Origin of the sequence: Agromyces aureus (genome assembly GCF_001660485.1) — a bacterium.
GTDB classification, from domain to species: Bacteria; Actinomycetota; Actinomycetes; order Actinomycetales; family Microbacteriaceae; genus Agromyces; species Agromyces aureus.
On record NZ_CP013979.1, the window covers coordinates 160118 to 178881 of the forward strand.

Sequence of the window (18764 nt, forward strand, 5' to 3'; positions counted from 1 at the left end):
AAGCCGGTGCGGGGTCTACGCTGGAATGACGTCGGTCGCACAACGCGCTGTGGGGAATGGGGTGCACATGAAGGGCAAGATCCTCTTCGTCGTCGGGGTCGGTGTGGGGTACGTGCTCGGCACGCGCGCCGGCCGCGAGCGCTACGAGCAGATCAAGAGTGCTGCCGAGAGCGTGTGGAACACGCCGACGGTGCAGAAGGGCGTCGACTCGGCGAAGGACTTCGCCAAGGCTCGCGTCGGCAATGTCAGCGACGCCGTGCTCGACCAGGTGAAGTCGCTCATCGGCAGCGCCACCAAGGCTTCCGGCGCGACGAAGCAAGACGTCCGCTCGTCGGCGCGGTCGGCGAAGACCAATGTGACGAAGGCCGCCGACGCCGCCCGCGAGGTCATCGACGACACGGCTTCGAAGCTCGAAGACGCCATCGACGACGCCGCCGAGGTCGCTGCGAAGGCGACCCCCGCGAAGCCGGCGCGCAAGCCCGCGGCGAAGCCGCGCTCGCCGAAGTCCGCCTCCTAGGCCGGAGCGATCATGCCAGCACCCACGAACGACGAGCGTTCGCTGTTCCAACTGGTCGGCGAACTGCCCGACACGGTCTCGACGCTGATCAAGGCCGAGATCGACCAGATCAAGGCCGAGATCTCCTACAAGGTCAAGCACTTCGGCATCGGCGCGGGGCTCCTCGCCGGCGCGGCCGTCGTCGGCATCTTCCTGCTGTTCACGCTCATCACGGCCGCGATCTTCGCGTTCGCGCTCATCATGCCCGCGTGGGCCGCGGCACTGACGGTCGGCGGCATCCTGCTGCTGATCATCGGCGTGCTCGTGTGGATCGCGATCGTCAACTTCAAGCGCGGCAGCGAGCCGCTCGAATCCGTCGAGAGCCTCAAGGCCGATCTCGACGCCCTGAAGGGAACGGGTGACTATGACCGCCGCTGACGCTCCCCACACCTCGAAGCGCACCGAGAAGGAGCGCGAGCGAAACCTCACTCGCGTGCAGGCCCGCGTCGCGTCCGAGCAGGCACGCGCCGACTTCGCCAGCACCCTCAACGCGCTCGAGGACAAGTTGAACCTGCCCAAGCAGGCCAAGCGCAAGACCCGCGTGCTCAAGGCGAAGCTCGAGCGCATGGCCGACGAGGCGCCGGGCACGCTCCTCGCCGTCGCGGCCGGCGCGATCGCCGTCGTCGGCGTGGGGGTCTGGCTCATCGTGCGCGCGTCGAGCTCCGACGACTGACCGGCCCGCCACGATGCGCGGCGACGAAGGGCGAGCGGATGCCTCGGCGTCGACGGCCGTCGAACGGGTCGCCGGTCTCGTCCGCGCCGAGATCCTGAGCGGGGTGCTCGCACCCGACACGCCGCTGCGCGAAGAGGCCGCGGCCCTGCAGTTCGGGGTGTCGCGACACACGGTGCGGGCCGCCTTCCAGCGGCTCGTCGCCGAACGCCTCGCCGTCGCCGAGGCCTATCGCGGGGTGCGGGTCGCGAGCTTCGACGACGCGCACGTCGTCGCGCTGCAGCAGTTCCGCGCCGCGCTCGAAGTCGAGGCGGTCCGCATCACGGCGGAACGTCACGGCGACCACTGGCCGGATCAGGTGCTCACGCCTGCGCGCGAGGTGCTCGCGCGGTTGCGGGGTCTCGAGACGCGTCCTCCTTCGTCGGGCGCTCCTCGACCGGCGGGCGAGGCGGATTCGTCGATGGGCGGGGCAGGGGCCCGGCGCGGCGGCGTCGACGTCGACTGGCTCGAGGTCGAGCGGCTCCACGCCGACTTCCACCATGCGATCGTCGCGGCCTCCGCGAGCCCGCGCATCGTCGAAGCGCATGCCGCGCTCGGCGGAGAACTGCTGCTCCTCCTGCTGCACGTGCGCCCGCACTACACGCTCGACACCCTCATCGAGGAGCACCGCGCCCTGCTCGACGAGCTTCCGACGCGCGGCGGCGACGCCGTGCGCGAGCACCTCGAACACTCCACGCGGCTCCTCATCGACGCCTGACGCCCCGCGCCGGGCCGCACGGAAGGAGCCGTCGATGACGACGGACCGGAACGACCCGACCCCGCCGTTCGCCGACCGGGTGTTCGCCGATGTGCTCGGCGCGTTCGAGCTGTTCAGCATCCATGTCGGCGACCGACTCGGCTGGTAACGCGAGCTCGCCGACGCCGGGCCGCTCGACCCGCCGACCCTGGCGTCCCGCACGGGCACCGACGAACGGTACGCCCGCGAATGGCTCGAGCAGCAGGCGGTGCACGGCATCCTCACCGTCGACGACGCGGGCGCCGCGGCATCCGCACGCCGGTTCTCGCTGCCGCCGACGCACGTCGATGCGCTCGTGAACCCCGAGGTGGCGGAGGCCTTCGCGCCCGACGGCGACGACGTCGAACGCGTCATGTACGGCTACAGCGTCTTCACCTGCCTGCCCGACGGACTGTCGACGCCCGGCTCGGTCGGCACCGGCACGGTCATGCGGCCGGCGACGCTCGACGGCTATGCGCGCGAGGCCGGTTTCGCGGGGAGCGAGATCCTGCCGATCGAGGGGTTCGCCGCATTCCGCTTCACGCGGCTGCTCCGGTGAATGCGGTGAACGCGTCGACGAGACCCGAGCCCAGTTTTTGGCGTCTCCCTCCGAAAGGGGGAGACTAGGACCATGTCATCCCCCGCTGCCGAGGCGGCAGCCGACGCGCCCCAGACCCAATCCGAGGCTGCACAGCCCGACGCCGAGCAGTCTCCTGCGGGCTACACGGTGTTCGCGGTGCTCCGCCGCGATCCCGCACGCCCCGACGATCTCGACGGCCACGACGTACCGCGCTTCGTCGCGGAACTCGACGGCACGATCGCCCTCGTCGAGGAGGAGGGCGTCACCGTTCGCGGCATCTACGACGTCTCGGGCCTCCGCGCCGACGCCGACGTCATGCTGTGGCTGCACGGCGACACCGCCGACGGCCTGCAGTGGGCGCTGCGCGAACTGCGCCGCTCGCGACTGCTCCGCGCGCTGCTGCCCACGTGGAACGCCATGGGCGTGCACCGCGACGCCGAGTTCAACAAGGCGCACGTGCCAGGGTTCCTCCGCGGCATCGAGCCCAAGGACTGGCTCACGGTGTACCCGTTCGTGCGCAGCTACGAGTGGTACCTGCTCGACCCGGCCGAGCGCAGCCGTATGCTCGGCGAGCACGGCCGCAAGGGCGCCGCGTTCCGGGGTGCGATCGCGAACACGGTCAGCGCCTTCGCGCTCGGCGACTACGAGTGGCTGCTGCCCATCGAGTCCGACGAGCTGACCGAGCTCGTCGACCTGATGCGCGAGCTGCGCGCCACCGACGCGCGCCGGCACGTGCGCGAAGAGGTGCCGTTCTACACGGGTCGCCGCATCTCGACCGCCGAGCTCGTGGAGGTGCTGCAGTAGTGGCTGCCGTGAACCTCGGTTCGACCGGTTCGGATGCCGCGGGCGCGACCCGTGGCCGCAAGCCGGCGCCCGCGGCATCCGCCCCCTGCGCGGCCGGCGCGATCGTGCCCGGCGCGACCCCCGCAGCCCAGGGCGGCGCCGAGCACGTGACCGAGCCCGTCGCGTACGACGCGATCCTGCTGGCCGGTTTCGGCGGGCCGGAGGGTCAAGACGACGTGATCCCGTTCCTGCGCAACGTCACGAGCGGGCGCGGCATCCCCGATGAGCGCCTCGAAGAGGTCGCGCACCACTACCGGCACTTCGGCGGCATCAGCCCCATCAACGAGCAGAACCGCGTGCTGAAGGCCGCGCTCGAGGTCGAGCTCGCGAGCCGCGGGGTCGACCTGCCCGTGCTGTGGGGCAACCGCAACTGGGATCCCTACCTCAACGACGCGCTCGGCGAGGCGAAGGCGGCCGGTTACACGAAGCTCATCGCGATCGCGACGAGCGCGTACAGCTCGTACTCGAGCTGCCGGCAGTACCGCGAGGACTTCGCCGACGCCCTCGAGGACACGCAGCTCGGCGACGTCATCGAGATCGACAAGGTGCGCCAGTTCTTCGACCACCCCGGCTTCGTCACGCCGTTCACCGAGGGCGTGCGCGACGGCATCGCCGGCCTGCTCGCGGCCGACCCCGACCTCGCTCGCGGCGACATCGAGGTGCTGTTCGCGACGCACTCCATTCCGTCGACGGATGCCGCGAAGTCCGGCCCTGCCGAGCGCGGGTTCGGCGAGGGCGGCGCGTACGCGGCCCAGCACCGCGCGGTGGCCGAGGTCGTCATGCGCGACGCCGGTGCGACCGACGTGCCGTGGCAGCTCGTCTACCAGTCCCGCTCGGGCCCGCCCTCGATGCCGTGGCTCGAGCCCGACATCAACGACGCGATCGCCGAACTGCCGGCGCTCGGCCGCAAGGCTGTCGTGATCGTGCCGCTCGGGTTCGTGAGCGACCACATGGAGGTGCTCTGGGACCTCGACAACGAGGCGCTCGAGACCGCCGGCGAGCACTCGCTCGCCGCCGTGCGCGTGCCCACGCCCGGCACCCACCCCGCCTACGTCGCCGGACTCGTCGACCTCGTGCTCGAGCGCGTCAACGGCACCCCGGTCGCCGAGCGCCCGGCCGTGACGGAGCTCGGACCCTGGTACGACGTCTGCCGACCCGGGTGCTGCGAGAACGTGCGTCTCGGCTTCCGTCCGGCGCTCGCCGGGATCGCGCCATGAGCAGCACGAGCGGTTCCGGCGGCCGCGCCGGTTCGGGCGGCGTGATCCGCGTCGGCACCCGGGCGAGCGCGCTCGCAATGGCCCAGACCACGCAGATCGCCGAACGCCTCGGCGCCGCGGCCAAGGCCGAGATCGAGCTCGTGCCCGTCACGACCGAGGGCGACACCTCGCGCGCCTCGCTCGCATCGCTCGGCGGCACCGGCGTCTTCGTCACGGCCCTGCGCGACGCCCTGCTCGCCGATCGGTGCGACGTGGTCGTGCACTCCATGAAGGACCTGCCGACGGCCGACCACGAGGGTCTCCGCCTCGGCGCGGTCCCCAAGCGCGCCGACGCCCGAGACGCGCTCTGCGCGCGCGACGGACTCACCCTCGCCGAACTTCCGCAGGGCGCCCGCGTCGGCACCGGCTCGCCACGCCGCATCGCGCAGCTGCTGGCGGTGCGCCCCGACCTCGAGGTGCTCGACATCCGCGGCAACGTCGACACGCGCCTCGGCAAGGTCGAGTCGGGCGAGCTCGACGCCGTGCTGCTCGCCGCGGCCGGTCTCGGCCGGCTCGGGCGATCGGATGCCGCGACCGAGCTGCTCTCGCTCGACGAATGGCCGACGGCCGCCGCGCAGGGTGCGCTCGCGATCGAGGTGCGCCGCGAACGCGGCGATCGTTCGCTCGAGCTGGCGCTCGAGGCCGTCGACCACCATTCGACGCGTGCGATGGCGCTCGCAGAGCGCCTCGTGCTGGCCGGACTCGAGGCCGGCTGCGCGGCGCCCGTCGGCGTCACCGCGTTCCTCGAGGACGAACTTCTGTTCCTCAGCGCGAGCGTGTACAGTGCCGACGGGGCCAGGCGGATCACCAGTTCGCACGCCGCGACCCCCGAGAGCCGCTCGGCCGCCGATCTGGCGGAGGCGGCTCGCGACGTCGCCGATCGTGCCGTCGCAGAACTCCTCGGCAACGGTGCCGCTGAATTGGCTGCTGCTGCTCCGGAGGAATCGTGACCGAATTCGAACCCGTCACCGGGGCCATCGGGCTGCCCTCCCACAGCGGAAAGCCGCTGGCAGGGTGGCGTGTCCTCGTGCCCCGCGGCGGGCCGTGGGGCGACGGCGTCGCCGGGGCGTTGCGTGCGCGCGGCGCGACTCCGATCATCGCCCCGCTCATCAACTTCGCGCCGACCGACGACCAGCCCGCGCTCGAGGCCGCGCTCGCGAAGCTCGCCGCCGGTGGCTTCGACTGGCTGACCATCACGAGCGCCACCACGGTCGACGTGCTCTCGTCGTACCACGCCGTCATCCCGGAGACCACGAGGGTCGCCGCCGTCGGTGAGACGACCGCGGCCGCCCTCGTGGCCGCCGGATACCAGGCTGACATCGTGCCGTCCGAAGACAACTCGGCCAAGGGCCTGCTCGAGGAGTGGGACGCCGCGACCGAGGGCGCCAAAGGCCTTCGCGTGCTCGCGCTCCGGTCGGCGATCGCCAAGCAGGTGCTGTCGATCGGCCTCTCCGACGCCGGACACACGGTCGAGGCCGTCGTGGCCTATCGCACGGTCGGCGTGCCGGTCGCGCAGAAGGTCGTCGACGACGTGCGCGGCGGTCGCGTGCACGCCGTGCTCGTGACCTCCGGCAGCGTGGCCGAGCAGGTGCAGCAGCAGCTCGGCCCGATCCCCGAGTCGATCCTCGTCGCGGCCATCGGCCCGCAGACCCGCCGCGACGCCGCCGAGCTCGGCCTCCGCGTCGACGTCGTCGCGCGCGAGCGCAGCGCCGAGTCCCTCATCGAGGCGGTCATCGACGCCGCGATCGCGCACGCCTGACGAAGGTTCGTGACGAACTGCCGACCACGCTCCGCCATGGGGCATCGATCGGCGCTCTCAGCCGTGCCCTGATCGCGGCGACGTAGGCTGTTCGGGTGACTTCCACGCCCACCCCCCGCATCCGCCCGCGGCGTCTTCGCGAGACGCCGGCCCTGCGCCGCCTCGCGTCCGAGACGCGGCTCGACCCGGCCGAGCTCGTGCTGCCGATGTTCGTGCGCGAGGGGGCGAGCGCGCCGCTGCCGATCGCGTCGATGCCCGGGGTCGTGCAGCACACGCTCGAGAGCCTCCCGCAGGCGGTGGCGGATGCCGCGGCCGCAGGTGTCGGCGGCGTGATGCTGTTCGGCGTGCCCGAGGTGCGCGACGCCCGCGGGTCCGGCGCCACCGACCCCGAGGGCATCCTGAACGTGGCGACGCGCGTCGCGGTCGAGGCCGCCGCGGGTTCGCTCGTCGTGCAGACCGACCTCTGCCTCGACGAGTTCACCGACCACGGCCACTGCGGCGTGCTCGACGACCACGGCCGCGTCGACAACGACGCGACGCTCGAGCGGTACATCGCCATGGCGCTCGAGCAGGCGCGCGCGGGCTCCGAGCTGCTGGGCCTGTCGGGCATGATGGACGGCCAGGTCGCCGCGGTGCGCGAGGCGCTCGACGCGGGCGGCCACACGCACACCGCGATCCTCGCCTACTCGGCGAAGTACGCCTCGGCGTTCTACGGACCGTTCCGCGATGCGGTCGAGTCGACGCTCGAGGGCGACCGTCGTTCGTACCAGCTCGATCCCGGAAACCGGCGAGAGGGGTTGCGCGAGGCGCTGCTCGACATCGAGGAGGGTGCCGACATCGTCATGGTCAAGCCCGCCGGCAGCTACCTCGACGTGCTGGCCGATGTGGCCGCGGCATCCGATGTTCCCGTCTGGGCGTATCAGGTGTCGGGCGAGTACGCCATGATCGAGGCCGCCGCGGCGCACGGCTGGATCGACCGCAAGCGCGCCGTCGTCGAGTCGGTGCGCTCCATCAAGCGCGCCGGCGCCGACGTCGTGCTCACGTACTGGGCCGTCGAACTGGCCGAATGGATCCGCAAGGGAGACCTGGCATGACCGCCACGACCGACGCCGCCACGACCGACGCCGCCGCGACCAACACGGCGACGACCAACGCCGACCTCTTCGCCCGCGCGCAGGCCGCGATCCCGGGCGGCGTGAACTCGCCCGTGCGCGCCTTCCGCTCGGTGGGCGGCACGCCCCGCTTCCTCGTGTCGGCGAAGGGCGCCTACGTCACCGACGTCGAGGGGCGCGAGTACGTCGACCTCGTGGCCGGCTGGGGTCCCGCGATCCTCGGGCACGCCGATCCGCGGGTGATCGAGGCGGTGACGGATGCCGCGGCTCGCGGTCTCTCGTTCGGCTCGTCCACGCCCGCCGAGACCGTGCTCGCCGAGCTCGTCGAGGCGCGCGTCGCCCCGGTCGAGAAGCTGCGACTCGTGAGCACGGGCACCGAGGCGACCATGAGCGCGATCCGCCTCGCCCGCGGATTCACGGGCCGCGACCTGCTCGTGAAGTTCGCCGGGCACTACCACGGCCACTCCGACGGCCTGCTCGCCGAGGCCGGATCGGGACTCGCGACGTTCGCGCTTCCGGGTTCGGCGGGCGTGCCCGCCGACATCGCGGCGCTCACGCTCGTGCTGCCGTACAACGACCTCGACGCCGTGCGCGCGGCGTTCGCCGAGCACGGCGACCGCATCGCGGCCGTCATCGTCGAGGCCGCCGCCGCCAACATGGGCGTCGTGCCGCCGCTGCCCGGCTTCAATGCCGAGCTCGTCGAGCTCGCGCACGCGAACGGCTCGCTCGTCATCAGCGACGAGGTGCTCACCGGCTTCCGCGTCTCGGAGGCCGGCTGGTGGGGCCTCGAGTCGAAGACCGAGCACGCCTACACGCCCGACCTCCTGACCTTCGGCAAGGTCATCGGCGGCGGCATGCCGGTCGCCGCCCTCGGCGGGCGCGCCGACGTCATGGACCAGCTCGCGCCCCTCGGGCCCGTCTACCAGGCAGGCACGCTCTCGGGCAATCCGGTCGCGGTCGCCGCCGGTGTCGCCACGCTCAGGGCTGCGGATGCCGCGGTCTACGCGCATCTCGACGGCGCCGCCGCGACGATCAGCGCCGCGGTCTCCGAGGCGCTCGCCGCCGAGGGCGTGGCGCACGGAGTGCAGCGCGCCGGCAACCTGTTCAGCTTCGTGTTCGGCGAGGAGGTGCCGGTCCACGACTACGCGACGGTGCAGCGTCAGGAGTCCTTCCGGTACGCCCCGTTCTTCCACGCGATGCTCGACGCCGGCGTCTCGCTGCCGCCGAGCGTGTTCGAGGCCTGGTTCGTCACGGCGGCCCACGACGAGGCGGCGATCGACCGCATCGTCGCCGCGCTGCCCGCAGCAGCTCGCGCCGCGGCATCCGCCCGCCCGTCCTGATCGCAGGACGTCTCTGCCGCTGCCGCGCCCGCTGCAGCGCGGAGGACCCGATCGGCGGTTGAGTACCCGATGCCCCGTCCCGAGTGGGACCTCACACGCCGATCGGGACTCCCGGGCGACGCTGAACGGTCGCCCGCCCGACGCGGCGCTCGCGATCACCCCGGGCTTGCTGCCAGTCTGGAGCCGTGACCGAACTGATCATCGTCGGAGTGATCACCTTCGTGGTGATCGCCGGTGCGGCCGTGCTCGGCCCGCGCCTCGGCATCGCGTCGCCGCTCGTGCTCGTTGCGGTCGGCATCGCGGCGAGCTTCGTGCCCGTCTTCGAGCAGGTGCACATCGACCCCGAGCTGATCCTCCAGGGCGTGCTTCCGCTGCTGCTCTACTCGTCGGCGGTCTCGATGCCGACCATGAACTTCCGGCGGGAGTTCGGCGCGATCAGCGGGCTCTCGGTGCTGCTCGTGATCGCGAGCTCGCTGGTGCTCGGCGTCTTCTTCATGCTCGTCATCCCCGATCTGGGATTCGCGTGGGGCGTCGCCCTCGGTGCGATCATCAGCCCGACGGATGCGGTCGCGACCTCGATCATCAAGCAGACGCCGGTCTCGAAGCGCGTCGTGTCGATGCTCGACGGCGAGAGCCTGTTCAACGACGCGAGCGCCCTCGTCGTGCTGCGCACCGCGATCGTGGCGGTGGCGGCCTCGTTCTCGTTCTGGGCCGCCGCCGGCACGTTCGTCTACGCCGTCGCCGTCGCCGCCGCCATCGGCGGACTGGTCGGCTGGCTGAACTTGGCCGCGCGTCGCCGGGTCACGAATCCGGCGGTCAACACCGTGCTCTCGTTCACGGTGCCGTTCATCGCGTCCGTACCCGCCGAACTCCTCGAGGCCTCCGGACTGGTCGCGGCGGTGGTCGCCGGGATCGTCACCGGCATCCGGGCGCCGCGCGAGCTGTCGCCGCAGAACCGGCTGTCGGACTCGCAGAACTGGCGCACGGTCGAGCTCGTGCTCGAGGGAGTCGTCTTCCTGACGATGGGCCTGCAGATCCAGGGGATCGTCGCCGACCTGCAGCGCGACCATGCCGGAGTGCTCCCCGCGGTGCTCGTGGCCATCGGAGCGCTCGCCATCACGATCCTGGTGCGGGCCGCCTACGTCGCGCCGCTGCTCAGGGGCCTGGGGCGCCGACATCGCCGGTCGGCGGCGATGCAGCCCCGGCTCGAGGGCCTGCAGGAGAAGCTGGCCACGCCCGAGGGCGAGCAGGAGATCCTCGAGCGCGGGGGCCAGCGGGGGCGGCGGGGGCGGGGTCGCACGACCGGCCGGGACCTCGACCGGTTCCGGCGCCGAGTCACCCAGTCCCTCGGCGACATCGAGTACTTCCGGAGGCAGCCGCTCGGCTGGCGCGAGGGCGTGATCGTGGTGTGGGCGGGCATGCGGGGCGCCGTGACCGTGGCCGCGGCGCAGACGCTGCCCATCGAGACGCCCCAACGCCCGTTGCTCGTGTTCGTCGCGTTCGCCGTGGCGGTGCTCTCGCTCCTGGTGCAGGGCGGCACGATCGGGCCGCTCGTGCAGCGCATCGCGCCGAAGGCCGACCCGGCCGAGCGACGGGCGGAGATGGAGGCGGAGCACACGGGACTCATGCAGATCCTGCGCGACAGCGCCGAGCAGTTCGAGCAGCCGACGCGGTCCGCCGACCAGCCGCGGGACGAGGCGTTCCTCGCCGAGCGCCGGTATCGGCTCGACGTCATCGCCGCGCAGCGGGCGGCGCTGCTCGACGCGCGCGACAACGGCACGTTCGACGCCGACGTGCTGGCCGACGAGCTGGCGAACCTCGATGCGGCGCAGATCGCGCTCGAGATGCGGGCCAAGAACGCCGAATGACGGTGCGACGGATGCCGCGGCATCCGCTCGGTCGTCTCATCGCCCTCGGGTCCGTAACCATGAACATCGGTTACGCGAGTCGACCGCTGGAGGAAACCGGCACGCAACCGTTATCGCGTTGTGGAGCGTCGTCCGCCCCGGTGTCGGCGGACTCGGGCAGGATGGAAGGCATGGCCCAGCTCCGAGTGCACCCCGACCGCATCGAGGTTCACCTCACGCCGGCCGAGAAGTCGCTCTCCCTGCGCTCGGCCGACATCGTGATCCAGCGCGACGACATCCGCTCGGCGACCATCACCGACGACCCCTGGGTCTGGATCCGAGGCATCCGCACGCGCGGCACCGAACTGCCGCTCGTCGTCGCCGTCGGCGCGTGGAAGTACCACGGCGGTCTCGATTTCGTGGTCGTCAAGGGCAAGCGCCAGGCCGTCGTGCTCGAGCTCGCGGCCGGCGAGTTCGCGCGCCTGATCCTCAGCACCAACCACTCCGCGGCGCTCATCGACCGGCTGAAGCTCGGCGAGACCCCCGGCGACGCCGAATAGCGACGCCCGGCAGCGCCGTCGAGGAGCGCATCCTCGAAACCACCCGCGCCAGGTCGCCGATTCGGCCGGAGAGCGGACTCCGCTTAGAATGAGCGGCGGATGCCGCGACCGGCCCAGTCGGCGCATCCGCTTACCCGAGACGAACGACCGGTCTGCCGGTGCGTCGACGTACGCCGGCAGAAGGGGAGAGGTCGTGCCGAAACGTCTGCCGTCAGCGCCGCCCGTGCTGGCCGGATACAACTACGTGCGTCCGCTCGGCACCGGCGGCTTCGCCGACGTGTTCCTCTACGAACAGGACCTCCCGCGCCGCGTCACGGCCGTCAAGGTGCTGCTCGCCGACGTCATCGACCCCGAGGCGCGTCGCACGTTCACGCTCGAAGCCGATGCGATGGCGCGACTCAGCGCGCACCCGTCGATCGTGACGATCCACCAGGCCTCGATCGCGTCCGACGGGCGCCCGTACCTGGTCATGGAGTACTGCCCCGAATCCCTCGGCGCCCGGGTCAAGCGCGGGCCGATGCCCGCCGGTGAGGTGCTCGACATCGGCGTGCGCATGGCCGGTGCGCTCGAGACCGCGCACCGGTCGGGTCTGCTGCACCGCGACATCAAGCCCTCGAACCTGCTCGTCAACTCCCTCGGCGCGCCCGTGCTCGCCGACTTCGGCATCGCCGGGTCGATCGCCGACGACGGCCTGGGCGACACGCTCGCGATGTCGGTGCCGTGGAGCGCCCCCGAGGTGCTCGCCGAACGCACGAACGGCACCGTCGCGACCGAGGTGTGGGGTCTCGGCGCGACGCTCTACACGCTGCTGGCCGGCCACAGCCCCTTCGAACTCGCCGACCGGAGCCGCAACTCCGTCGACCAGCTCTCGCGCCGCGTGCTCGGGGCGAAGTACACGCCGTTGGCGCCGCGTGGGGTGCCGTCGCGCATCGACACCGTGCTGTCGGCGGCGATGCAACGCGACCCGGCCCGTCGCTACCGCTCGATGGCCGAGTTCGGCGAGCAGCTGCGCTGGGCCCAGTACGAGCTCGGGGTCTCGCCCACGAGCCTCGAGGTCGCCTCGCCCGAGTGGGCGGCCGCGGCCCCCATCGACTTCTCGGATGCCTCGCGGCGGGGGCCCGTCGTCACGACGGTCGATCCCGACTCGCGTCGCGCCGGCCGAGCGGCCGCGGTCGCGACGGCCAGGCCCGTCGGCCGCGTGATCGATGCCGGCGGACTTGCGCCCGCACGTGCCCGAAACGGCTGGGTGAAGCCGGTCGCGATCGGCGTCGGCTCGGCGGTCGTCGTGCTCGCCGGTGCCGCGGTCGCCCTGGTCTCCACGGGCGCGCTGTGAACGCACGACCTGCAGCACGCCGTCCCGCACGCCGCGGCGCGATCATCGCCGCGGTCGCCGCCGTCGCCGCGGTCGCGACCGTCGTGACGCTCGCGGTCACCGCCGACGGGTACGAGGCGCAGGAGGTCCCCCGGCTCGAGACCTCCGTCTGGGTCACCCGCGACACCGGGCAGTACGCCCGCGTGAACACCGACCTGGGCGAGATCGACGTCGTGCGCGACGTCGACGACCCGAGCACGATCGTGCAGGTCGGCGCCGCGGCATCCGTCTACAACCAGGGGCTGCGGCAGCGCTGGGCCGTCGACGAGTCGAACCCGGTCGACCTCGTCGCCGAGGACGGCGGCGGCTCGGTTCCGACGCCCACCGGCACGCGCGAGGTGCTCGCCGCCGGCGACTGGATCGCCTACCGCACCGACACCGGCACCGTGCAGGTCGGTCGCCTCGACGGCGACGACACCGCGCCCGTCGACCCCTACGCCGAGCGTCGCGCCGAAGGCGACGGCGGCGACGACGAGACCTACGCCGCCGCCGCGATCGGCCTCTCGCCGACGGGCCTCGTCGCGATGTACTCGGCCCGCGAGTCCGCGGTTCGGGTGCACGACGCGACGACCGGCCGGTTCACGGGTGACGAGATCGCGGTCGCCGACGCCCCCGCCGCCGACGCCCGCCTCCAGCTGACCTTCGTCGGCGACCGGTGGATCATGCTCGACGCCGCCGAGGGACGTCTCTGGGTGTCCGGCCTCGCCGAACCCGTCGAGCTCGACGTCGAGGCCGACGCCGAACTGCAGCAGGGCGCCGGCGCCGCGGCATCCGTCGTCATCGCCGACTCGACCGGCCTGCTCGAGCAGCCGCTCGACGGGTCGGCCGCCGAACGCGTCGTCGACGCCGCCGGAACGCCCGCACGCCCGATCATCGTCGACGGCGCGATCGCGGCGGCCTGGCTCTCGCTCGATGGGGGCGGCATCTGGACGAGTGCGACGCAGCGGCTCGTGCCGCTCGACCTGCCCGCGGGCGAGGCGACCGGCGACGGCCCGCAGGCCGTGACCCCGGTGCTGCGCGGCAACGGCGACCGGGCCGTGCTGAACGAGACCACGTCGGGGCTCGTCTGGACCGTGCCCGACGGCCGCCTCGTGCCGCTCGAGCAGTGGTCGCTCGACGACGACATCGAGGATCGGGTCGGCACCGAGGAGGTCGAGGACCTCGCCAGGCAGGAGCCTCCCGTCGCGGTCGCCGACCGGTTCGGGGTGCGCGCCGGAGCGCAGGTCGAGCTGCCCGTGCTCCTGAACGACCACGACCCGAACGCGAAGGACGTGCTGACGGTCGACCCGGCATCGATCGCCGGCGGGCTCGCCGACCCCGGGTTCGGCGACCTCGCCCTCACCGCGAACGACCAGACCCCCGCCGTACGGGTGCGCGCGACCTCCGGATCGACGACGTTCAGCTACGCCGCCACCGACGGGGCCGCCTCGTCGGCGCCCGTGGCCGTGACCCTGAACGTCGTGCCCGACGACGTGAACAGCGCGCCCGTCTGGTGCGGCGTCGAGGCCTGTGCGCAACGCTGGCCGACACCGCAGCTCATGCCGGGCGGCACGGCGCTCGTGTCGGTGCTGAACGGCTGGGTCGACCCCGAGGGCGACCCGTTCGTGCTCGCCGACGCGCAGCCCGTCGACCCCGCAGCACCCGTCTCGGTCGTGCCCATGTCCGACGGGCGGGTGGCGATCCGCCACACCGACCCGAATGCCGCCACCGAGAAGGTGCAGGTGCGCATCACCGTGGTCGACGCCTTCGGAGCGGAGGCCGAGGCCACGCTCGACGTGCGGGTCACCTCGACCGCGGCCCTCGAGGTCTCGCCCGTCGCGGTCACCGCCGGCGCCGGCGAGACGGCGATCGTGCGCATCGCCGACCACGTCAGCGGCGGCTCGGGGTCGATGCGCCTGCTCGACGCCGTGCCCACCGCGACCGCCGCGAGCAGCGGCCTCACCGTGGTGCCGAACTCCGCGGGCGGCGAGGTCGAGCTGAGCGCGGCCGAGCCGGGCGCCTACCTCGCGACGTTCACGGTGCAGGATGTCGTGACCCGCGCCGAGCAGACCGCGACGATCCGGGTGACCGTCGCCGCGCCGGGCGCGGCGCTCGCGCTCGCGCCCATGACCGCGTTCGTCCGCGTCGGCGAGGACGCCATGGTCGACGTGCTCGGCGCCGCCCAGAACACGAGCGGCCGCGTGCTCGTCGTCACGAGCGCGGTCTCGACGACGCCCGAACTCGACGTCGCCGTCGTCGCGCAGTCGCAGGTGCGGGCCACCGGCGCGACGCGCGACGGGCAGCCGGGTCTCGTCGGGCGGGCACGAGTGAGCATCGCCGACGGGGCGGGCGCGACCGCGACCGGCGACCTCAGCGTGTTCCTCGTGGCGCCGTCGGTCGGCCTCAGCCCGATCGCGATGCCCGACACGGTCACGATGCGCGTCGGCGAGCTGATCTCGATCCCGGTCACGGCGAACGACGTCAGCCCGCGCGCCGAACGGCTCGTCGTGCACGCCGAGGTGACCTCCTCGGGCGCCGACGGCGAACTCGCGTTCGCGGCCGACGACCAGGTGCGCTACCTGGCCCCCTCGAAGCCCGGAACCTACGAGCTCGGGTACGCGGTCGGCCTCGAGCAGGCGCCCGACCGCCTCGACCACTCGACGGTCACCGTGACGGTGCTGCCCGCGGGCGCCAACCGCGAGCCGCAGCCGCATCCGCTCGTCGCGCGCGTGCTCAGCGGGCAGAGCGTCCGCATCCCGGTGCCGTCGACCGGCATGGACCCCGACGGAGACCGCACGGTGCTCACCGCGGTCACCCAGCCGGACGCGTCGCTCGGCATCGCGACGATCTCCGCCGAGGGCGACGCGATCGTCTACACCGCTCCCGCCGCGGGCACCGGCACGTCGCAGCCGGCCTTCGAGTACACGGTGCGCGACGCCTCGGGCGCTTCCGGCACCGGCTCGGTGCGCGTCGGCGTGCTCACGGCCGCGGTGACGGATGCCGCACCGGTGACGTTCAGCGACTACGTGCGCGTGCAGCGGGGCGCGGGTTCGCCCGTGACCGTGCAACCGACCGGCAACGACCTCGACCCCGCGCAGGGCGAGCTGGAGCTCGTGAACCTGGTGCCGAATGCACCGGAGGGCAGCACGGAGTACGACCGGCTCGAGGCGCTGATCGATGAGAGCACCTCGCTCGCCGACGATCGCATCGTGCTGCATCCCGGCGACGTCGCGGGCACGAACTCGTACCGCTACACCGTGAAGTCGGTGCGCACCTCGAGCACGGCCGAGGGACTCGTCGTCGTCAGCGTGACCGAGGCCGAGTCGCCCGACGCGCCCGTCGTCTCCGACACGATCGTCACCGCGCGCTCACGTGGCGACCTGCCCGATCAGGGCCTCGACGTCGTCGCCGGGCACGTCGTGTGGGCCTCCGGCGACCTCGAGGCGCTCGAGCTCGAGCTCTGGACCGGTCCGGGCGGCGCCGGCGGCGAGGTCGGCTCGTCGGACGGGTTCCGCGTCTCGGGCCACCGCATCATCGGGCCGTTGCCCGACGAGGGCGGGCTCGTGCCGTTCCGCGTGCACGGAGCCGATCGCGCCGGCCGCGAGGTCGAGGCCTTCGGCTTCCTCGTGGTGCCCGCGAGCGACGACCTCCGCGTGCAGGTTCGCCCCGACCTCGAGCCGCTCGAGGTGAAGGAGGAGCAGAAGGTCGCCTTCGACGTGCGCGACCTGCTCGACCTGCCGGTCGGGGAGCGGGTCGAGGTCGACTCGGGCGACTACCGCGTGCAGCGCGCCGTGGCCGCGTGCGCCTCGGTCGCCGGCGGCGGTGCCGAGTACTCGGCGGGCCGCGAGGCCCCGTGGAGCGACGTCTGCCTCGTGCCCGTGCGCCTCAACGGCCAGTCCGCATGGTCGTGGGTCGGCGTGCCGATCGCGATCGTGCCGAAGGACCCGCAGGCGATCCTGTCGGCCGTGAGTCGCACGGTCGCGCCCGGCGCGACCGAGTCGGTGCGCCTCTACGACGAGATGACCACGTGGGAGGGCGGGCGCCAGGGCGACCGATCCCGGCTCGACTATTCGATCGACTTCGCCGGCAGTGCGTTCCTCGTGACGCAGGCCGGCGACACCGTCTCCTTCGAGGCCCGCGCCGACGCCAGGCCTGGCACGCGCGAGACGATCACCGTGGGCGTCGGTTCGTTCGGCGGCCTCACGTCGGCGATCACCCTCGTCGTCGGGCAGGCGCCCGCCGATGCACCCCGCGGCGCCGTCTTCGGAACGCAGTGCTCGGTCGGCCAGGGGGCCTCGTGCACCGTGCAGGTCGTCGGCGTCACTGGCGAGTACGACCCCTTCGCCGGCAAGACCGGGTCCGGGCTCAAGCTCACGGGTCTCGCCTCGGGCGCCGCGAACTGCCAGGTCGCCACGGTGCGCGCCGCCGACGACCGATCCGTCACGGTCACGTGGCCGGCGGGGCAGAACGCCTTCGGCGGCGAGTGCGTGGTGCCGTTCACGGTCGCCGACGCGCAGGGGCGGCCCGGAACCGGCCGCGTGACGGTCGACCTGCTCGGCCTGCCGCAGCCGCCGGCCTCGATCTCGACCGCCGACTACTCCGAATCCAGCGTGACGCTCGAGGTATCGCTCGGCGAGGCCCTGCGGGCCCATCCGGCGATCTCGGGCATCGAGATCCTCGAGGGCGGTCGCACGGTCGCGGCCGAGTGCGGTCCGAACGCGCCAGGCACCTGGTGGTGCCGGGTGCCGAACCTCGTGCCCGGCGAACGCCACGCCTTCGCGGCGCGAGCCGTGAACAGCGTCGGCACGTCGACCACCACGAACGCGGTCACGACCTGGAGCTACCGGGCCCCGTCGATCGTCGACGTCGCGATCGACCCGGTCTACCGCGCCGGCACCACCTCGCCGTCGACCGGGGTCGCCGAGGTGCGCATCACGGCGGACGCCGACGCGCGCTCGTTCCGCGTGCAGGAGACCGGCCAGGTCATCGACCGCCGCGGCGGCACGACCACGGCCGATCTCGTGCTGCGCCCGGGCCCCCAGATGATCACGCTCGTGCCCTCGAGCATCTTCGAGCCGCCCACCGGTCGCGGCGGCAACGAGGGCGGCGTGGTCGCGAAGCCCGTCACGGTGGCCGGTGCGCCGTCCTTCGATCCGAACGGCATCACGGCGACGGCGACCACGAACACGTCGCTCTCCATCGCCGGCATCGGCCTCGGCGGTGTCGCGAACCACAGCTCGCGGCCCGCGAACACCGTGTACTTCGCGTGGCGCGACGGCGGCGAGCCGCAGTGCTGGGCCGACGGCGAGGGCGGCCTCGCGTACGACGCACGGTCGGCCGTGGTCGCCTCGACGCCCGCGATCTCGGGCCTCACGCAGTACAAGAAGTACCGGGTCAAGGCGTGTGCCGCGAACGGGTACGGCGTCGTGGCCTCCGGCACCGCCGACGTGTACCTCTACACGCGCGTCGACGCCCCGGCCGGTGACGCGAGCTACACCGTGGCCACGACGCCCGCGGTGAGCGGCAGCACCTACACCTACGGGTTGACCGGCCCGAGCCTGACCGCGCTCGAGGACTTCCACCTCGAGTACCGCTCGAACCTCACGGGCTGGTCCAACGACTTCGCGGCGGCCGTCGGCGACTGGGGGAATCCCGGCCAGGTCTCCGTCCGGCAGTGCCACAACGACTGGGGCTCCTCGTACTGCTCCAACGACCTCCTCGTGGTCGCGAAGACCGCGCCGGCCCCGGTCACGGTGCGCTTCGATTCCGGATGCCTCGCGGCCCCGGTCGACACCGCGGCCGTGACGGTGTTCGAGGTCGGCGCGAGCGTGTCCGCCGCCGCGTCCGGCTCGGCCGTGATCCGCGCCTGGACGGTGCCCGACCCCCTGTCCCCGCTCGCGGTCACGTACTCGCTCGCGTTCACCGGGCAGTATGCCGGGCTCGCGGCCATCCCGCGCACGGCGACGCTGTGCGCACCGACGCCCGACCCACCGGTCGATACCGACCCGCCGGTCGTGCCGTGACGCCCGCCCGCGGCATCCGCCCCGCCCATGAGGCGCGAACAGCGCCCGACCCCGCGAAGACTTCCCAGCACCGCCCCCGAGAGGACACCCGA

General features: G+C 72.8%; 15 protein-coding genes. All 15 read left to right on the top strand.

Annotated elements, in window-relative coordinates:
• Positions 1-67 precede the first annotated feature (67 nt).
• The 15 genes from ATC03_RS20785 (at position 68) to ATC03_RS00745 (ending at position 18672) form a co-directional block, all read left to right on the top strand.
• Positions 68-517 (top strand): hypothetical protein, encoded by a 450-nt coding sequence (locus tag ATC03_RS20785; RefSeq protein ID WP_067871871.1) that lies wholly within the window; start codon positions 68-70, stop codon positions 515-517.
• Positions 518-529: 12 nt separating this feature from the next.
• Positions 530-934: a phage holin family protein gene (locus ATC03_RS00680; protein ID WP_067871874.1), complete on the top strand. Its 405-nt coding sequence runs from the start codon at positions 530-532 to the stop codon at positions 932-934.
• Positions 921-1229, top strand: coding sequence for a hypothetical protein (locus ATC03_RS00685; protein WP_067871876.1), 309 nt, complete (start codon positions 921-923; stop codon positions 1227-1229). Before ATC03_RS00680 ends, ATC03_RS00685 begins: the two co-directional genes overlap by 14 nt.
• A 13-nt stretch (positions 1230-1242) precedes the next feature.
• The gene (locus ATC03_RS00690; RefSeq protein WP_067871879.1) at positions 1243-1983 is read left to right on the top strand and encodes a GntR family transcriptional regulator; all 741 of its coding nucleotides are present in this window, start codon (positions 1243-1245) and stop codon (positions 1981-1983) included.
• Between the two features lie 247 nt (positions 1984-2230).
• Positions 2231-2560 carry a hypothetical protein gene (locus ATC03_RS20880; protein WP_067871881.1) on the top strand — a complete coding sequence of 110 codons (330 nt, stop codon included), beginning with the start codon at positions 2231-2233 and terminating at the stop codon, positions 2558-2560.
• Between the two features lie 72 nt (positions 2561-2632).
• The gene (gene hemQ / locus ATC03_RS00700; RefSeq protein ID WP_067871884.1) at positions 2633-3385 is read left to right on the top strand and encodes a hydrogen peroxide-dependent heme synthase; all 753 of its coding nucleotides are present in this window, start codon (positions 2633-2635) and stop codon (positions 3383-3385) included.
• A 104-nt stretch (positions 3386-3489) separates the two neighbouring features.
• On the top strand, positions 3490-4641 hold the full coding sequence (locus tag ATC03_RS00705; RefSeq protein WP_152031029.1) for a ferrochelatase: 1152 nt from the start codon (positions 3490-3492) through the stop codon (positions 4639-4641).
• Complete coding sequence (gene hemC / locus ATC03_RS00710; protein ID WP_067871890.1) at positions 4638-5630, top strand: hydroxymethylbilane synthase; 993 nt, start codon at positions 4638-4640, stop codon at positions 5628-5630. The genes ATC03_RS00705 and hemC overlap by 4 nt, the downstream gene beginning before the upstream one ends.
• A 32-nt stretch (positions 5631-5662) precedes the next feature.
• Positions 5663-6439, top strand: coding sequence for a uroporphyrinogen-III synthase (locus ATC03_RS00715; RefSeq protein ID WP_067881024.1), 777 nt, complete (start codon positions 5663-5665; stop codon positions 6437-6439).
• Positions 6440-6534: 95 nt separating this feature from the next.
• Positions 6535-7533 carry a porphobilinogen synthase gene (gene hemB, locus ATC03_RS00720; protein ID WP_067871893.1) on the top strand — a complete coding sequence of 333 codons (999 nt, stop codon included), beginning with the start codon at positions 6535-6537 and terminating at the stop codon, positions 7531-7533.
• Complete coding sequence (gene hemL, locus ATC03_RS00725) at positions 7530-8891, top strand: glutamate-1-semialdehyde 2,1-aminomutase (protein WP_067871897.1); 1362 nt, start codon at positions 7530-7532, stop codon at positions 8889-8891. The genes hemB and hemL overlap by 4 nt, the downstream gene beginning before the upstream one ends.
• Before the next feature lie 185 nt (positions 8892-9076).
• Positions 9077-10759, top strand: coding sequence for a cation:proton antiporter (locus tag ATC03_RS00730; protein WP_067871901.1), 1683 nt, complete (start codon positions 9077-9079; stop codon positions 10757-10759).
• Between the two features lie 170 nt (positions 10760-10929).
• Positions 10930-11298, top strand: a complete 369-nt coding sequence (locus ATC03_RS00735; protein ID WP_067871904.1) for a hypothetical protein — start codon at positions 10930-10932, stop codon at positions 11296-11298.
• A gap of 193 nt (positions 11299-11491) precedes the next feature.
• Positions 11492-12631, top strand: a complete 1140-nt coding sequence (locus ATC03_RS00740; protein ID WP_067871907.1) for a serine/threonine-protein kinase — start codon at positions 11492-11494, stop codon at positions 12629-12631.
• The gene (locus tag ATC03_RS00745) at positions 12628-18672 is read left to right on the top strand and encodes an Ig-like domain-containing protein (RefSeq protein ID WP_067871910.1); all 6045 of its coding nucleotides are present in this window, start codon (positions 12628-12630) and stop codon (positions 18670-18672) included. The genes ATC03_RS00740 and ATC03_RS00745 overlap by 4 nt, the downstream gene beginning before the upstream one ends.
• Positions 18673-18764 lie beyond the last annotated feature (92 nt).

What these genes read in the sequence shown, in the direction of transcription:
- hemC (WP_067871890.1), top strand. Translation starts at nt 4,638, where the DNA reads ATGAGCAGCACGAGCGGTTCCGGCGGCCGCGCCGGTTCGGGCGGCGTG.
- ATC03_RS00680 (WP_067871874.1), top strand. Translation starts at nt 530, where the DNA reads ATGCCAGCACCCACGAACGACGAGCGTTCGCTGTTCCAACTGGTCGGC.
- ATC03_RS00735 (WP_067871904.1), top strand. Translation starts at nt 10,930, where the DNA reads ATGGCCCAGCTCCGAGTGCACCCCGACCGCATCGAGGTTCACCTCACG.
- hemQ (WP_067871884.1), top strand. Translation starts at nt 2,633, where the DNA reads ATGTCATCCCCCGCTGCCGAGGCGGCAGCCGACGCGCCCCAGACCCAA.
- ATC03_RS00690 (WP_067871879.1), top strand. Translation starts at nt 1,243, where the DNA reads ATGCGCGGCGACGAAGGGCGAGCGGATGCCTCGGCGTCGACGGCCGTC.
- ATC03_RS20785 (WP_067871871.1), top strand. Translation starts at nt 68, where the DNA reads ATGAAGGGCAAGATCCTCTTCGTCGTCGGGGTCGGTGTGGGGTACGTG.
- ATC03_RS00685 (WP_067871876.1), top strand. Translation starts at nt 921, where the DNA reads ATGACCGCCGCTGACGCTCCCCACACCTCGAAGCGCACCGAGAAGGAG.
- hemL (WP_067871897.1), top strand. Translation starts at nt 7,530, where the DNA reads ATGACCGCCACGACCGACGCCGCCACGACCGACGCCGCCGCGACCAAC.